Source organism: Anaerolinea thermophila UNI-1, assembly GCF_000199675.1.
Classification (GTDB): domain Bacteria; phylum Chloroflexota; class Anaerolineae; order Anaerolineales; family Anaerolineaceae; genus Anaerolinea; species Anaerolinea thermophila.
The window spans coordinates 212,873-228,048 of record NC_014960.1; the positions used below are offsets into that span (position 1 = coordinate 212,873).

Below are 15,176 nucleotides of genomic sequence, written 5' to 3' on the forward strand. Positions count from 1 at the left end.
CAATTGGGTGGGATGCACGGCGGGTGAAACGACCTATAATAAAATTGTTCACGGCATCCTTCCCTTTCCCAATCCCACAACAGCATCGGTGAGCGGATCATGTCTTTTGCCCATTTGCATGTGCATACCCAATACTCTCTGCTGGACGGCTTTTCCAATCCCAAGCAGTTAGTTGCCCGTGCCAAAGAGATGGGCATGCCAGCGGTAGCAATCACTGATCACGGCACCATGTTCGGAGTGATTGAGTTCTTCCAGGCGGCTACCGCCGCGGGCATCAAGCCCATCATCGGGCTGGAAGCCTACATGGCGGCGCGGCGCATGCAGGATCGCGACCCCAAACTGGATAAATCCAGTTTTCACCTGCTTTTACTGGCAGAGAATCAGACCGGCTACCAGAATCTGCTCAAAATTGCCTCGGCGGCGCAGTTAGAGGGTTTTTACTACAATCCGCGCATCGATCATGATTTTCTTGCTGAGCATCACGAAGGGTTGATCTGCACCACCGGCTGTCTCTCTGCCGAGATTCCCGAAGCCCTCAAAGAGGGCGATGTTGAGCGTGCCCGCAAACTGGCGGACTGGTACTACGAGGTTTTTGGTGCCGAGAACTTCTTCTTTGAACTGCAAAACCACGATATTCCCGAACTGCAGGCGGTCAACCGCCAGTTGATTGAACTGGGAAAACGCTACAACGCCCGCTTTATCGCCACCAACGATGTGCATTACATCAACCCCGAAGACGCCCGCCTGCAGGACGTTTTGCTGTGCATACAAACGGGCAACCTGCTCTCTGAACCCAAGCGCTTCCGCATGAGCGTGGATACCTTTTACCTGCGCTCACCCGAAGAGATGAGCCGGTTGTTCGCCGACATCCCCGAGGCGTTGAGCAATACCCTGCTCATCGCTGAGCGCTGTAACGTGGATTTGACCAGCAAGGGCTACCACCTGCCGCGCTTTCCCGTCCCCGAAGGCTACACCGCCGAAACCTACCTGCGCGAACTGTGTGAACAGGGCTTGCGGCGGCGCTACGGCACGCGGGCTGATGACCCCGTGGTGCGCGAGCGTCTGGAGTACGAACTCAGGGTCATTCATCAGATGGGCTTTGATGCCTACTTCCTTATTGTTTGGGACTTAACCCAGTACGCCCAGAGGAACGGCATCTGGTACAATGCGCGCGGTTCGGCGGCGGGTTCGATGGTGGCTTACGTGCTGGGCATTACCATGGTTGAGCCGATTGAACACGGCTTGATTTTTGAGCGCTTCCTCAACCCCGGGCGTATTTCCATGCCCGATATTGACCTGGATTTTCAGGACGACCTGCGTCCGCGCATGCTGGAGTACTGCGCCAGCAGATACGGCGATGACAAGGTGGCGCAGATTATCACCTTTGGCACGCTGGGCGCCAAAGCCGCCATTCGCGACGTGGGACGGGTGATGGACATTCCCCTGGCAGAGGTGGACCGCCTCAGCAAGATGCTTTCCACCGCACCGAATAAGAACGTCACCATCCGTGAAGCCCTGGAGACCGTGCCGGAGTTCAAGGCGGCGTATGAAGAAGCCGACTACCTGCGCGACCTGATTGACACCGCCGCACGCATGGAAGGCGTGGTGCGCAACGCCGGTACGCACGCCGCCGGTGTGGTGATTACGGACGAACCCATCGTGCAGTATCTGCCTCTGCATCGTCCTACCTCTGGCTCGGAAGAAAGCCCCATCAAGACCGTTACCCAGTTTGAGATGTCCATCATCGAGTCGCTGGGCTTGCTCAAGGTGGATTTCCTCGGGCTGGCAACGCTGACCATCATGCAGAGGGCTTGCCAGTTAATCGAACAGCGCCATGGCGTGCGCCTGAACCTGCACAACATTCCCACCGATGACCCCGAAACCTACGAGTTTCTGGCGCAGGGGCACACCGCGGGTGTCTTCCAGTTAGAAGGCAGTGGCATGACCCGCTTCCTGGTGCAGATGCGCCCGCAAACGCTGGATCATGTGATTGCTATGGTGGCGCTTTACCGCCCCGGGCCGCTGGACTTCATCCCCACCTACATCCGCCGCATGCACGGCGAAGAACCCGTGCAGTACCGCCATCCAGCGCTGGAGCCCATCTTCAAAGAAACTTACGGTATCCCCGTTTATCAGGAACAAATCATGCGCGCGGCGGTGGAACTGGCGGGCTACACCATGTCCGAGTCGGACGAACTGCGCAAAGCCATTGCCAAGAAGCAGAAGGACAAACTGCTCAAGCACCGTGAGAAATTCATCAAAGGCGCGGTCCAGCGCGGTATTGATGAGGAAACTGCCGCGGCGATTTTCGACGATTGGGAAGAGTTTGCTCGCTACGGTTTCAACAAATCGCACGCCGCCGATTACGGCGTGATTGCCGTGCAGACGGCTTATCTGAAAAAGCATTACACTGCCGAGTACATGACCGCCCTGCTCTCGGCGTCCAAGAACGAGACCGAGAAGGTGGCTTTCTACGTGGCAGATGCCAAAAATCTGGGCGTGCCGGTGCTTCCCCCAGACATCAACACCAGCGGATGGGATTTCACCATCGAGGATCAGCCCGACGGCAAGCCTGCCATCCGCTTCGGGTTGGGGGCGGTGAAGAACGTGGGGCAGAACGCTGTGGAGATGATTCTACAGGCGCGCGAAGAAGGCGGTCCTTTCCAGAGCCTGACCGATTTTGCCTCGCGGGTGGATTTGCGCAGTGTGGGCAAACGCTCGCTGGAGTGCCTCATCAAAGTAGGCGCACTGGATCGCTTTGGCAACCGCAAGGCGCTTTTAGAGATCATGGATACCATTCTCAACGTCAGCGCCAGCCATTTCCGCGCGGTGAGCAGTGGGCAACTGACATTTTTTGGCGCCACGGTGGGCGCGAATGTGGACGCCATCGAGAACATTCACCTGCCTTTTACCACCAGTATGGACACGCGCGAACAACTGGAGTGGGAGCGTGAACTGATTGGCTTGTACGTCTCCGATCATCCGCTTAACCCGTACTGGAACAGCATGCGCAAGCGTCTGAGCTACTACTCCAATCAACTGGCAGACCTGCGCAATCACACCCCCGTCTCGGTGGGCGGCATGGTGACGCGCTTCCGCCAGCACCAGACCAAGAACGGTAAGCCCATGGCGTTTGTCACCCTGGAAGACCTGCGTGGTCCCATTGAACTGGTCATCTTCCCCAGCGCGTGGGAGAAATACCACACGCTGGTGCACATGGATGCTATCCTCATCGCCGAGGGCAAGGTGGATACCGAAAGCGGCGATCCCAAGGTGCTGGTGGATAAGTTGAGCGAAGTGGCTCTTGAGGTGGTAGCGGGCGAGGATACCGGTACTGCCTCGTGGTCTTCCTCGATGGAATTGGAGTGGGAAAAGCCGCCTTTTGAGATGGGAATTGAAGAGGAAGAGGTCGCACCCGAGGCGCTGGTAGTTGCCGAGGCTCGGGTGGAGTATGCCCCTGCTGCGCCTGCCCCCGTGGCAGCGCCTGTTCAGCCTTCTGCACCGGTTCAACATGCCAATGGAAACGGCAAGTCTGCGCCGTTGAACCCTGTGGATGGTCTTGAGCCACCGGAAGAGCCGCCGGACTGGCATCTGTACGGCTATGAAATGACGCCCGAGGATGCCTCACTGCCATTGGAAGAACCACTGCCTTCAATCTCTGTTCCGGCGCCGGTGAAGCGGGAGCCTGTCGTTCCTTCGCCTGCTGTACCGGGAATATCCTCTGCTGACACGGTGAGCATCGGCTCGGCTTTTCCGAATGTGCCATTGATTATCCCGCCTTACGGGCAAACCTCGCTGAGCGGGGATGCTCCGCGCATGGTCAAAATCACCCTGCGTTCAACGGGCGACCGCCAGCGAGACGTCCGGCGCATGCGGCGCGTGTACAATAAACTGCACTCCCACCCGGGCAACGACCGCTTTGCCTTCTGGATTTTTGAGGGCAAAAGCGGGTATTTGTTTGAATTTCCCAACGAAACCACTTGTGTTTCGGAAGAATTGCTGGAAGAATTGTATGGAATTGTTGGACGGGAAAACGTCCTTGTAGAACCTATCCCCATTCATTGAGGAAAATTTTTTACATAAAAAGAGGCAATGATTATGTTCAAGACTTCACTCAGAACCATTGGTGTGATGACTTCGGGGGGGGATGCTCCCGGAATGAATCCTGCCATCCGCGCGGTGGTGCGCACGGCACTGGCAAACGGCATCCGGGTGATTGGCATTGAAGACGGCTATGAAGGCATGCTCAACGGGCGTTTCCGCGAGATGGGCGCGCGCGATGTCGGCGGCATTTTACAGCGCGGGGGGACGATTCTGCGCACTGCCCGCAGTATGGAATTCAAAACTCCGGAAGGACAGCGCAAAGCCATTCGCCAGTTGAGCAGCGCTGGCATTGATGCGGTGGTCATCATCGGCGGAGATGGCTCATTGACCGGTGGGATGAAACTGCAGGAACAGGGCGTGCCGGTGATTGGCATCCCCGGCAGTATTGATAACGACATCTACGGCACCGATATGTGCGTCGGCGTGGATACCGCCCTCAACACCATTGTGGACGCCATTGACAAACTGCGCGATACGGCATCCTCACACAACCGCGCCTTCTTCGTTGAGACCATGGGGCGTAACTGCGGCTATCTGGCGGTGCAGGCAGGCATCATCTGCGGGGCAGAGATGGCCATTATCCCCGAGTACGAAACCCCCTTCAAAGAAGTGGCTGAGGCAGTGGAAGATGCCTACAAGCGCGGTAAGTCGCACTGCATCATTGTGGTGGCGGAAGGCGCCAAACTCAACGCCAACGAACTGGCGGCAAAACTGCAGGAAATGAACGTGGGCTTTGATACCCGCGTGACCGTGCTGGGGCATGTTCAGCGCGGCGGAAAACCCACTGCCTTCGACCGCTTCCTGGCAACCCGCTTTGGCGTCAAAGCCATTGAGTTCCTGCTTAGCGGGCAAACCGGCGTGATGACCGCCCTGACCGGGCGCGACATCACCCCCATCCCGCTGGCGACGGTGGTCAACAACCGCCGTACCCTGAGTGAGGAATACATCAAGATGGCGCGCATCCTGGCGCGGTAATCAACGATCAGCAAGTTAATTAAGTCAGCCCGCCGCTTTGTGGAGCAGGCGGGCTTTGCTTTTAACCGACAAAAATCCACAACAGGAAAAACGCCAGCAGTGCCAGTTGCCCGAAAACTCCCACGGCAAAGCCCAGCAGGCGCTTGAGGGGAGTATCTGCCCACCATCCCAGCGCGACAAACAGGGGAAAACTTGCTAGGATGTAGCGGTTCAGGCTGTAAAGAGGGTCGCGGGCGTCTCCCAGCCCAAGGGTCATCAACAACACCAGTACCTGATAGGTCAACCAGGATGCGGGAATCTTTTTCCATCCCCAGAGGAGGCTCCAGACCACCAGAATGAGTGCCACCGAGTTGATAATCCAGTCGGGAGCGGGCAGATGCTGAGGAAGCAGGACGAGCCATTTGAGCAGGTTTTCCCACGGCGGGGTGGGGTAGCGGAAAAACTCGCGGGCAATGACCTCTGGAATGGATGGAAAGCCCTGGGCGATTCGCCATGCCCAGAACAAACCGATGCCCAGGGCGGGCATGCCCGCCACGCTCAGCACTGCCCAGCGCCAGGGATGGGTTTGCTGACGAATGAAACGCACGGCTTCGACCAGTAAAATCAGAGAGAGCGGCAGAGCGGTGCTGTGGGTCAGCCCTGCCAGCAGAGCGGTGAGCGCGCATCCCAGCCAGCGGCGCTTGCGTGCTAGCCATACCGAAGCCAGAATCAGAGCGAGTTCCATCCCGTGCGGATACAGGGCAAAGAGGAAGAAACTGCTTGGGAAGACCGCCAGCGCCAGCACGCCGCGGCGGGCAATGGTGGTGTCAAAGGTGTCTGCCAGCAGGACATACAGCAGAACCAGTGCCGCCAGATACGCCAGCGTGCTGACCAGAACCATGGCTTCCAGGGTTTCCAGACCGGTCAGGCGGGCGGTCACCCGCGCGGTGAGCGGATACAGGGGAAAGAAATGCGAAATCTTAGTCAGGGAATACCCCTGTTCGGCGATGATTTGATAGAAGATAGTATCCCATCTCTGCCACACGCCGATGAGCATGCCGCGCAGTCCCAGATAGACTGGTTCCAGCCCTTCATAAAAACGCATCCCTACAGGCGGGGGCAGAGGGCGGATTTTCCACACCCCGATGCCGATAATGGCCGTGAGCAGGCGCATCCCCAGCCAGATGGGCAGGACAAAACGCCACGATTCGGGCAGGCGATTCCACCAGGAAGAGAGTTTCTGCCTCATGGGAATATTGTAGCCCAATTCGAACGATTGTTACCGCCAGGGAGCAAAGGGAGAACTGCCCGGCGAGCCATGCCGAAGGGCGCGGTGAACATTCGCCTCACCGATTCGGAAAACCTTTCGGGGTCACAAAATCTCCGGAAAATGCCCCAAAAATCCTCCTTGACATCTCCAATTCTCTGCGCTACACTAATGCCAACCTATGTACTCTTCTCGCGTTGCTTCCTACTGGTTTTACTTTTATTCCGGCATCTCTTGGCAGATTGCCGGCGGCAACGCTTAACCGGAAGAGTGAAGCACTCGAACGGACCTGCGGCGCCAACGGCGCCGCAGTTTTCGTTTATCTTACCTCTGGAGGCTGGATCTATGAGCATTCGCGGGATTCGCGGCGCAACCACGGTGGACGAAAACACTGCTGAAGCCATTCTAGCAGGGACACGGGAACTCTTGCTTGCCCTTATGCAAGCCAACCCCGCGCTGAAACCCGAAGACATTGCCAGCATTTTCTTCACCATGACCGAGGACCTGGATGCGGTGCACCCTGCACTGGCGGCACGTCAACTGGGGTGGGTTGAGGTGCCGCTGATGTGCGCCCGCGAGATTTCCGTGCCGGACAGCGTCCAGCGCTGTGTGCGCGTGCTGATTCACTGGAATACTGACATGCCGCAGAACGCCGTGCGGCATGTCTATTTACGTGGGGCGGTTACCCTGCGCCCTGAATATGCTGTTGATGTCAAATAAAGGTAATTTCCCATTTTCTGGAGGTGTGAAGATGATGATTATCATGCGAGCCGATGCAACCCAGGAACAGATCAGTCAGGTAGTGGCACGCGTTGAGGCGGTGGGCTTGCGGGCGCATCTGTCGCGCGGACAGGAACGCACCTTGATCGGCGCCATCGGCGACGACCGCACCATTGACAAGGGCCACTTCGCCGTGCTCCCTGGCGTGGATCGGGTAGTGCCCATCCTGCGCCCCTACAAACTGGCATCGCGCGAGTTCAGCCCGGAGAACACCGTTTTTCCGCTGGACGGAGTTTCCATCGGCGGGAATGAGATTGTGCTGATTGCCGGTCCCTGCTCGGTGGAGAGCCGTGCCCAACTCATGGAAATTGCCCATGCTGTGCGCGAAGCGGGGGCGCACGCTCTGCGCGGCGGGGCGTACAAACCACGCACCTCGCCGTATGCCTTCCAGGGATTGGGTGAGGAAGGGCTGGAACTGCTGGCGGAAGCCCGCGAGGAAACCGGCCTGCCCATCGTGACCGAGGTGATGGCGCCGGAGATGGTGCCGCTGGTGGCAAAGTACGCCGATGTCCTGCAAATCGGCGCGCGCAACATGCAGAATTTTGCCCTGCTCCACGCCGCCGGAGAAAGTCAGCGTCCCGTCCTGCTCAAACGCGGGATGAGCGCCACCATTGAGGAACTGCTCATGGCGGCGGAGTACATTCTCTCGCATGGCAACCGCCGGGTGATTCTGTGCGAGCGCGGTATCCGTACCTTCGAAAACGCCACCCGCAACACCACCGATATCAACGCCATTCCGGTGGTCAAGTCGCTCAGCCACCTGCCGGTGATTCTCGATCCCAGTCACTCCACTGGTAAGTGGGAATACGTCCTGCCGATTGCCCGCGCCGCCATTGCCGCCGGCGCGGACGGCTTGATTGTTGAGGTCCACCCACACCCCGAGGAAGCCCTCTCCGACGGCGGGCAAAGCCTCAAGCCGGAGCGTTTTGTGGAAATGGTGGAGCAGGTGCGCCGCATTGCGCAAGCCATTGGGCGGGATGTCGCTCCCTCTCCACACCGCGAACGTTTAGCAAGTCCCCTTGGGGCAGGGCGGAGAGATGAGCAGTAGCCGTTTGCCGAGCCTGTCGAGGGGGTACGCTGGCTTCGACACGGTTTGGCAGGCTCACTGTGCGTCTCTGGGCGGGTTCGTGGTCGACGGGCATGGTGAATGTGTTCAACTCATGGAGGAAAACACGGCATGAGCACAGAAAGCGAGGAAGACTTTTTCCGCTCCCTGCGGGTTGCCATTGTGGGCTTGGGGCTGATGGGAGGTTCGCTGGCGCTGGCATTGCGCGGCAGGGTGCGTGCCGTCCTGGGGGTGGATACCCATGCGCCCACCCGTCAGCAAGCCCTGGAGCGCGGCGCGGTGGACACTGTCAGCGCCGACCCCGCTGACCTGCTTCCACAAGCCGATGTGGTGGTGCTGGCAACGCCGGTGCAGAGCATCCTGCATCTGCTGGAGCGCCTGCCCGACCTGCACCCCGGCAGGGCGGTGGTGCTGGACGTGGGTTCGACCAAGCGTGAAATCCTCGCCGCCATGGTGCATCTGCCGCAGCGTTTCGACCCCCTTGGCGGGCATCCCATGTGCGGCAAGGAGCATTCTTCGTTTGAACATGCCGAAGCAGACCTGTACCATGGGGCGGCGTTTGCTCTTTGCCCACTGGAGCGCACCTCTGCCCATGCCCGGCAGGTTGCCGAAAGCCTGGTGCAGGCGGTGGGAGCGCGCCCGCTCTGGCTGGATGCTGAGACGCACGACCGCTGGGTGGCGGCAACCAGTCATCTGCCCTACCTGCTGGCGAGCGCTCTGGCATCCAGCGTGCCGCCGCAAGCCGCCCCGCTGGCAGGACCGGGCTACCGCTCCACCTCGCGGCTGGCATCCCAGCCCGCCGACTTAATGCTGGAGGTGCTGGCATCCAACCGGGATTATTTGTTGACCACTCTGCGCCGCGCGCAATTGCGCCTGGATCTGCTGGCGCAGGCACTGGAAGCCGAAGACTGGCAGAGCCTGCGGGCATTGCTTGCGGAAAGCGCTCATCAACGCGAAAGCCTGCTCAATTTGCATGGAGAGAAGCCTCATGAATCTCATCGTGAGCCCCGGCGCACCCCTGCGCGGTGAGGTGCGCATTCCCGGCGACAAGTCCATCTCGCACCGTGCCGCCCTTTTTGCCGCGCTGGCGGAGGGCGAGAGTCTCATCGAAAACTTCCTGGATTCGGGTGTCACCCGCGCCATGCTCAACGCGCTGACGGCGCTGGGCGTGACCTGGCGGTTGGAGGATGAATGTCTGGAAGTGCGCTCCCCCGGCTGGAGACGCTGGAAAATCCCCGCCGAGCCGCTCTTTTGCGGCAACTCGGCTACCACCCTGCGCCTGCTGGCAGGTGCGCTTGCCGCCGCGGGTATCCCTGCGGTGCTGGACGGTACCCCCGGACTGCGCCGCCGCCCCATGGAGCGTATCGTCGACCCCCTGCGCGCCATGGGTGTGCCCATCACCGCCGCTGAGGGGGGCGGTGCCCCGCTGACCCTGCAAGCCCGCCCTGCTGAAAGCCCCCTGCGGGGGATGAGTCACACCCTCGCGGTTGCCAGTGCGCAGGTCAAGACCTGCCTTTTGCTAGCAGGGCTGGCGGCAGATGCGCCCGTTGAGGTGGTAGAGCCAACGCTTTCGCGCGACCACACTGAGCGCATGCTCAAGGGCATGGGGGTGGCGCTGGAAGATGCCCGTCTGCCCGGCGGCGCGGCTTGGGTGCGCCTGCACCCGCCCCAACAGCCCCTGCCGCCCCTGCGGGGCAGTATTCCCGGCGATTTCTCCGCCGCAGCCTTTCTGCTGGCGGCGGCATCCATTGTCCCCGGTTCGGACGTACTCATCCGCGGCGTGGGGCTTAACCCCACCCGCACCGGCCTGCTGGAAACGCTCCGTGAGATGGGCGCGCGTATCGAGATCACCCATCGGCGGGAGGTGTTCGGCGAGCCGGTGGGCGATGTGCGCGTGCAGGCTTCGGCTTTGCGGGCGGGACGGGTGCAGGGCGAGCGGGTGGTGGCAATGATTGACGAGTTTCCCGCCTTTGCCGCCGCCGCTTTGCACGCTGAAGGCATCAGCACCGTGCGGGACGCGCAGGAACTACGCTACAAGGAATCTGACCGCATCGCCGCGCTGGTGCAGGAAGTGCGCCGCCTGGGCGGCATTGCCGAAGAACACCCCGACGGCTTTGACCTGAGCGGCGGTGCTGCGCTGGGCGGGACTGTCCATCCGCACGGCGATCACCGCCTGGCGATGGCGCTGGCGGTTGCCGGGCTGGCGGGTGTCAAGTCTGTCATCATTGAGCAGGCGGAGATCATGGCCGAGTCCTTCCCGGATTTTGTCGCTACCCTGCAGGCGTTGGGGGCGCAGGTCAAGGTGACACCATGAGCGCCCTGTGCCTGGGACTGCTGGGGTTTCCCCTGGGACACAGCCTCTCCCCGCGCCTGCACACTGCCGCGCTGAGCGCTATGGGGCTGGAGGGCGAGTACCGCCTCTACCCCGTCCCGCCCCTGCCGGAGGGCGAAACAGCATGGCGCGCGCTCTTTGAGCGTCTGCGTGCGGGCGACCTGCACGGGCTGAACGTAACCATCCCCCACAAGCAGACGGTGATGAAAGAACTGGATTTCTGCGAGGACGAAGCCCGCATCATCGGGGCGGTGAACACGCTGGGGGTGGATGACTCCGGGCGGGTGTGGGGTGCAAACACCGATTCGCCCGGCTTTCTGCGCGACCTGTACGCGCAGTTGGGAGATGTCCTGCCGCTTCAGGGGGGCAGGGCGCTGGTGCTGGGGGCGGGTGGTGCGGCGCGTGCGGTGGTCTATGCGCTCATTCGCGCCGAGTGGGAAGTCTGGGTGAGCGCCCGCCGCGGAGAACAAGCCCAAACACTGGCGGAATCTCTGCGCACTTTCCTACCCTATGCCCCGCTAACCGCGCTGGAAGGTGTTCCCCCGCGTGAAGCGCTCCCACCGCGCCTGAATTTGCTGGTCAATGCTACCCCGCTGGGGATGTCTCCTCATCCCGACACCCTGCCGTGGAATGAGGCTCTGCCCATCCCCGAAGGGACGGCGGTGTACGATCTGGTGTACAATCCCCGGGAGACGCGCCTGCTTGCCTTTGCCCGCGCCTGCGGCGCGCCTGCCGCCGGCGGGCTGGGTATGCTGGTGGAACAAGCCGCCCTGGCGCTGGAACGCTGGAGCGGGCAGATGGTGCCGCGTTCCGTCATGTGGCAGGTGGTTGCCGAAGACTCCAACCCGCAAACCTGATACATGGAGGAAGGTGAAACGATGACCTTACGCTTTCTCACTGCCGGTGAATCGCACGGACCTGCGCTGAGCGTGATTCTGGATGGCATCCCCGCCGGCTTGCCGCTGAATGAAGACATCCTTGCACGCGATTTGACGCGCCGCCAGCAGGGACTGGGCGCCGGGGCGCGCATGAAACTGGAACACGACCGCGCCCGCATCCTCGGCGGGGTCATGGCGGGGGTGACCACCGGCGCGCCGCTGGCACTGCTTATCGAAAACGCCGACCATGCCCGCTGGAAGGGCAAAGACATTCCCCCCTTCACCACCCCGCGCCCCGGACACGCCGATTTGAGCGGCGCGCTCAAGTATGGCTACCGCGACCTGCGCCCGGCGCTGGAGCGCGCTTCGGCGCGGGAGACTGCCGCGCGGGTGGCGGTGGGGGCGGTGTGCCGGCATCTGCTGGGGCAGTTCGGGATTCAGGTAGGCGGGTATGTGGTCTCCATCGGCGGGGTGGAGAGCCGTCTGGAGGGCATGCCCTACGCCGAGCGCATTGCCCGCGCGCTGGAGTCGGATGTGTCCTGCCCGGACGCGCAGGCGGCGGAGGACATGCGCGCCGCCATTCGCACCGTCATGCAGGCGCGCGACACCCTCGGCGGGGTGATTGAGGTGGCGGCGCTCAACGTGCCGCCGGGGCTGGGCTCGTATGCGCAGTGGGATCGGCGGCTGGAAGCGCGCATCGGCGCGGCATTGTTAAGTGTGCCTGCCATCAAGGGAGTGGAGTTTGGACCCGCCTTTGCCAATACGCGCCTGCCAGGCACGCAGGTACACGACCCCATCCGCCTGGAGGGAGAGAGGATCATCCGCACGGGCAACCGCAGTGGCGGGCTGGAGGGGGGCATCACCAACGGCGAGCCGCTGGTGGTGCGCGCGGCGATGAAGCCCATCGCCACCACCCTCACCCCTCAGCCGACGGTGGATCTGGCGCAGGGGGTGGAGACCGAGACGCGCTACGAACGCTCCGATTTCTGTCCGGTGCCGCGCGCGGTGGTCATCCTGGAAGCCATGCTGGCGTTTGTGCTGACAGATGCCCTGCTGGAAAAACTGGGCGGCGATTCGCTGGCGGAGATCCTGCCGCGCTTTGAAAGATTGCGTCAGGCGCGCCTGAGTGATTTGCCCATGGACGGTACTCCGCACCGCTTCTGGGAGGACGCATGAGCGCGGGCGAGTGGTTTTTCCTCTACGGCGCGCCGGGTTCGGGAAAAAGCACCCTCGGCAGGGCGCTGGCGGAGCGTTTGGATTTGCCCTTCTTTGACCTGGATGCGCTCATCGTTGAGCAAGCCGGCGTGGACATTCCCGCCATTTTCGCCCGTGAGGGTGAAAGCGGCTTCCGCGCCCGCGAGCGTCAGGCTCTGCATGAACTGCTTGCCGGAGACGGCGGGGTGGCTGCGCTGGGCGGCGGCGCTCTGCTGGAGGATGCCAACCGCCGCGCAGTGGAGGCGCACGGTGCGGTGCTGTGCCTGCACGCCGATATTGAGACTCTGCAGGCGCGGATGAGCCATGCGGCGGAGGAACGTCCGCTGGTGGCGGGAGAAAACTGGCGCGAGCGTCTGCGCAGTCTGCTGGAACGGCGCGCCGGGCATTATGCGTCTTTCCCCTTGCAACTGGACACCACCCATCTCTCACCGGAGCAAGCCGTTGAGGAAGCTCAGCGTCTGCTGGGGGTCTTCCGTCTGCGCGGCATGGGCACGTCTTACGATGTGCGCGTGCGCTTTGGCGGGCTGGATGCCTGCGGCAGTTTACTGTGCCGCCGCGGTTTGAAAGACCCGCTGGCGCTGGTGAGCGACGATCGCGTCATGCCCCATCACGGCGAGCGTCTGCGCGCCGCGCTGGAAGATGCGGGCTACCACGTTGTGCCGGTCATCCTGCCTGCCGGGGAGGAACACAAGACCCTGCGCTCGCTGGAAACGCTGTGGAGCGCCTTCTTGCAGGGCGGGCTGGAGCGCGGCAGTACGGTGATTGCTATAGGCGGTGGGGTGATCGGCGACCTGGCGGGCTTTGCCGCGGCAACCTACATGCGCGGGGTGCGCTGGGTGGCAGTGCCGACCACCCTGCTGGCGATGGTGGATGCCAGCCTGGGCGGGAAAACCGGCGCCGACCTGCCGCAGGGCAAGAACCTCATCGGGGCTTTCCATCCGCCTGCGCTGGTGCTGGCAGACCCGCAAACGCTGGAGACCCTGCCGGAGGAAGAAATCCGCGCCGGGCTGGCGGAGGTGGTCAAACACGGCATCCTTGCCGACCCGGAACTTTTCTATCTTTGCGAGCAGGGCTGGGAGGCGGTGCTGGGGCGCATGGGGGAGGTCATCCGCCGGGGGATGGCGGTGAAGGTGGGCTTCATCGAGCGCGATCCCTATGAGAAGGGGGAACGCGCCGCGCTGAACCTGGGTCACACGGTGGGACATGCCATCGAACGCGCCAGCGGTTACCGCCTGCGCCACGGCGAAGCCGTTGCTATTGGGCTGGTGGTGGAGGCGCAACTGGCGGAACAGTACGGCATTGCCCGCAAAGGGCTGGCGGAGCGCATCGCCGCCTGCCTGCAGGGCTTGGGCTTGCCCACGCGCATTCCTGCCGGGCTGGATGCAAACGCCTTCCGCGCCGCGCTTCAGGTGGATAAGAAGAACGCCGATGGACGGGTGCGCTTTGCCCTGCCGGAGGACATCGGCGCGTACCGCGTTGGAGTGCCGCTGGAGGTGGACTGGTCGGCGTACCTGTCGGGTTGAGGCGTCTTACTCCATCTCCAGCCGTTCAAACGCCAGTTCCAGACTTTCGACAAACAACTCGCCGCCGAGCCCGGTCAGGTTGGAGAAGAGATGATTAACCGGTCGGGCGCGGAAAAATTTCCACGTCAGCACCACGTTGGACAAATCCTCGTTCATCAGGTGGATGGTGACACTGCGGGTGTTGCCGGTACTGCCGTTGCGGAACTCGTTCCACCACTGGTACCAGTCCAGCGAACCGTTCACGGTGCGGCGCAGGATGAGCGTGCCGTATTCCACGCCGGTCTGTACCTTTTGCGGTTCGGGGGTTTTGCTGTTGCCGGGGCGGTAGTCGGCGACCACCAGCCGGGCTTCGGGAAAGACCACTTCCAGCAAGCCGGTATTGGGCGACCAGGTCTCGCCGGTGCCTAAATCCACGGTGAAGTGGCAGGGGGGATAGGGGGCATCACGGTAAATTGCCATGGGGGTACTCCATTTCAAAAGAGAAGGGAGAGCCTGTTTACAGGCTCCAGACCACAATCAGGTGCAGAATCCACCCGCCCAGCAGAAGAATGATCAGCGCGCTGAACAGCAGGTTCAGGGGATGGGTATCCAGCACGGAACTTTCCTGAAGCGCGGGCAGGCACAGGCGCGTTTCCATCTCGCGGCAGGCTTCCACCCGCGCGCGGATGCGCTCCAGCAGGTTGCGCGCCAGCCACAGCGTCAGCAGGGTGAGCAGGATGCCGGTGAGGTTGATGGCGGTGAGCAGAGGGCGCAGAGGCGGACTACCCAGCCCGCCCACCGCGGGGATGAACAGCACCAGCACCGCCAGCAGGAGCAGAGGCAGGCAGACCGCCAGCAGGCGTTCCTCGTGGCGCAGGGCTTCCAGCGTGCGCGTGTAGCCGTCCTGCAGGGGCTGGTCGGCGGGTGCGCGGATGCGCGAAAGAGGGTTCATGGGAGTTTCCTTTATTAAATGGATGAAAAATGGATAATTTCAGTATAGCACAATCCCATGCAGGACGCGCGTTGAAGTGGACGTGTGCCGGGTCTGTCGAGGCACACGGATTTCTCCCCTTTGCGC

General features: G+C 61.9%; 12 protein-coding genes. 9 read left to right on the forward strand and 3 right to left on the reverse strand.

Annotation, left to right across the window (positions count from 1 at the left end):
- The first annotated feature begins 99 nt into the window (after nt 1-99).
- Both ANT_RS00930 and pfkA read left to right on the forward strand, forming a co-directional pair.
- Nucleotides 100-4,065, forward strand: a complete 3,966-nt coding sequence (locus ANT_RS00930; RefSeq protein WP_013558615.1) for a DNA polymerase III subunit alpha — start codon at nt 100-102, stop codon at nt 4,063-4,065.
- A gap of 27 nt (nt 4,066-4,092) precedes the next feature.
- Nucleotides 4,093-5,079 (forward strand): 6-phosphofructokinase, encoded by a 987-nt coding sequence (gene pfkA / locus ANT_RS00935; RefSeq protein WP_013558616.1) that lies wholly within the window; start codon nt 4,093-4,095, stop codon nt 5,077-5,079.
- 61 nt (nt 5,080-5,140) lie between these two features.
- Here pfkA and ANT_RS00940 read toward each other — a convergent pair whose 3' ends face one another.
- Nucleotides 5,141-6,307, reverse strand: a complete 1,167-nt coding sequence (locus ANT_RS00940; RefSeq protein WP_041454456.1) for a mannosyltransferase family protein — start codon at nt 6,305-6,307, stop codon at nt 5,141-5,143.
- Between the two features lie 363 nt (nt 6,308-6,670).
- Between ANT_RS00940 and aroH the strand changes: the two genes are divergently transcribed.
- From aroH to aroB, 7 genes are all read left to right on the forward strand, one after another.
- On the forward strand, nt 6,671-7,045 hold the full coding sequence (aroH, locus tag ANT_RS00945; protein WP_013558618.1) for a chorismate mutase: 375 nt from the start codon (nt 6,671-6,673) through the stop codon (nt 7,043-7,045).
- Nucleotides 7,046-7,076: 31 nt separating this feature from the next.
- Nucleotides 7,077-8,153, forward strand: coding sequence for a 3-deoxy-7-phosphoheptulonate synthase (aroF, locus tag ANT_RS00950; RefSeq protein ID WP_013558619.1), 1,077 nt, complete (start codon nt 7,077-7,079; stop codon nt 8,151-8,153).
- Between the two features lie 129 nt (nt 8,154-8,282).
- The gene (locus ANT_RS00955; RefSeq protein WP_013558620.1) at nt 8,283-9,200 is read left to right on the forward strand and encodes a prephenate dehydrogenase; all 918 of its coding nucleotides are present in this window, start codon (nt 8,283-8,285) and stop codon (nt 9,198-9,200) included.
- A complete protein-coding gene (gene aroA / locus ANT_RS00960) occupies nt 9,160-10,485 on the forward strand; it encodes a 3-phosphoshikimate 1-carboxyvinyltransferase (RefSeq protein WP_013558621.1) in 1,326 nt (441 codons plus the stop codon). The genes ANT_RS00955 and aroA overlap by 41 nt, the downstream gene beginning before the upstream one ends.
- Complete coding sequence (locus ANT_RS00965) at nt 10,482-11,360, forward strand: shikimate dehydrogenase family protein (protein WP_013558622.1); 879 nt, start codon at nt 10,482-10,484, stop codon at nt 11,358-11,360. The genes aroA and ANT_RS00965 overlap by 4 nt, the downstream gene beginning before the upstream one ends.
- Before the next feature lie 21 nt (nt 11,361-11,381).
- A complete protein-coding gene (aroC, locus tag ANT_RS00970) occupies nt 11,382-12,557 on the forward strand; it encodes a chorismate synthase (RefSeq protein WP_041454458.1) in 1,176 nt (391 codons plus the stop codon).
- On the forward strand, nt 12,554-14,119 hold the full coding sequence (gene aroB / locus ANT_RS15900; protein ID WP_013558624.1) for a 3-dehydroquinate synthase: 1,566 nt from the start codon (nt 12,554-12,556) through the stop codon (nt 14,117-14,119). The genes aroC and aroB overlap by 4 nt, the downstream gene beginning before the upstream one ends.
- Nucleotides 14,120-14,125: 6 nt before the next feature.
- Here aroB and ANT_RS00980 read toward each other — a convergent pair whose 3' ends face one another.
- Together ANT_RS00980 and ANT_RS00985 are read right to left on the reverse strand one after the other, a co-directional pair.
- On the reverse strand, nt 14,126-14,578 hold the full coding sequence (locus tag ANT_RS00980) for a phage tail protein (RefSeq protein ID WP_013558625.1): 453 nt from the start codon (nt 14,576-14,578) through the stop codon (nt 14,126-14,128).
- A 37-nt stretch (nt 14,579-14,615) separates the two neighbouring features.
- Nucleotides 14,616-15,050: a hypothetical protein gene (locus tag ANT_RS00985; protein ID WP_013558626.1), complete on the reverse strand. Its 435-nt coding sequence runs from the start codon at nt 15,048-15,050 to the stop codon at nt 14,616-14,618.
- Between the last annotated feature and the right edge of the window lie 126 nt (nt 15,051-15,176).

Bases quoted from the DNA above. Each gene is read 5' to 3' on its own strand.
- ANT_RS00930 (WP_013558615.1), top strand. From the start codon at position 100: ATGTCTTTTGCCCATTTGCATGTGCATACCCAATACTCTCTGCTGGAC.
- pfkA (WP_013558616.1), top strand. From the start codon at position 4,093: ATGATTATGTTCAAGACTTCACTCAGAACCATTGGTGTGATGACTTCG.
- ANT_RS00940 (WP_041454456.1), bottom strand. From the start codon at position 6,307: ATGAGGCAGAAACTCTCTTCCTGGTGGAATCGCCTGCCCGAATCGTGG.
- aroH (WP_013558618.1), top strand. From the start codon at position 6,671: ATGAGCATTCGCGGGATTCGCGGCGCAACCACGGTGGACGAAAACACT.
- aroF (WP_013558619.1), top strand. From the start codon at position 7,077: ATGATGATTATCATGCGAGCCGATGCAACCCAGGAACAGATCAGTCAG.
- ANT_RS00955 (WP_013558620.1), top strand. From the start codon at position 8,283: ATGAGCACAGAAAGCGAGGAAGACTTTTTCCGCTCCCTGCGGGTTGCC.
- aroA (WP_013558621.1), top strand. From the start codon at position 9,160: ATGAATCTCATCGTGAGCCCCGGCGCACCCCTGCGCGGTGAGGTGCGC.
- ANT_RS00965 (WP_013558622.1), top strand. From the start codon at position 10,482: ATGAGCGCCCTGTGCCTGGGACTGCTGGGGTTTCCCCTGGGACACAGC.
- aroC (WP_041454458.1), top strand. From the start codon at position 11,382: ATGACCTTACGCTTTCTCACTGCCGGTGAATCGCACGGACCTGCGCTG.
- aroB (WP_013558624.1), top strand. From the start codon at position 12,554: ATGAGCGCGGGCGAGTGGTTTTTCCTCTACGGCGCGCCGGGTTCGGGA.
- ANT_RS00980 (WP_013558625.1), bottom strand. From the start codon at position 14,578: ATGGCAATTTACCGTGATGCCCCCTATCCCCCCTGCCACTTCACCGTG.
- ANT_RS00985 (WP_013558626.1), bottom strand. From the start codon at position 15,050: ATGAACCCTCTTTCGCGCATCCGCGCACCCGCCGACCAGCCCCTGCAG.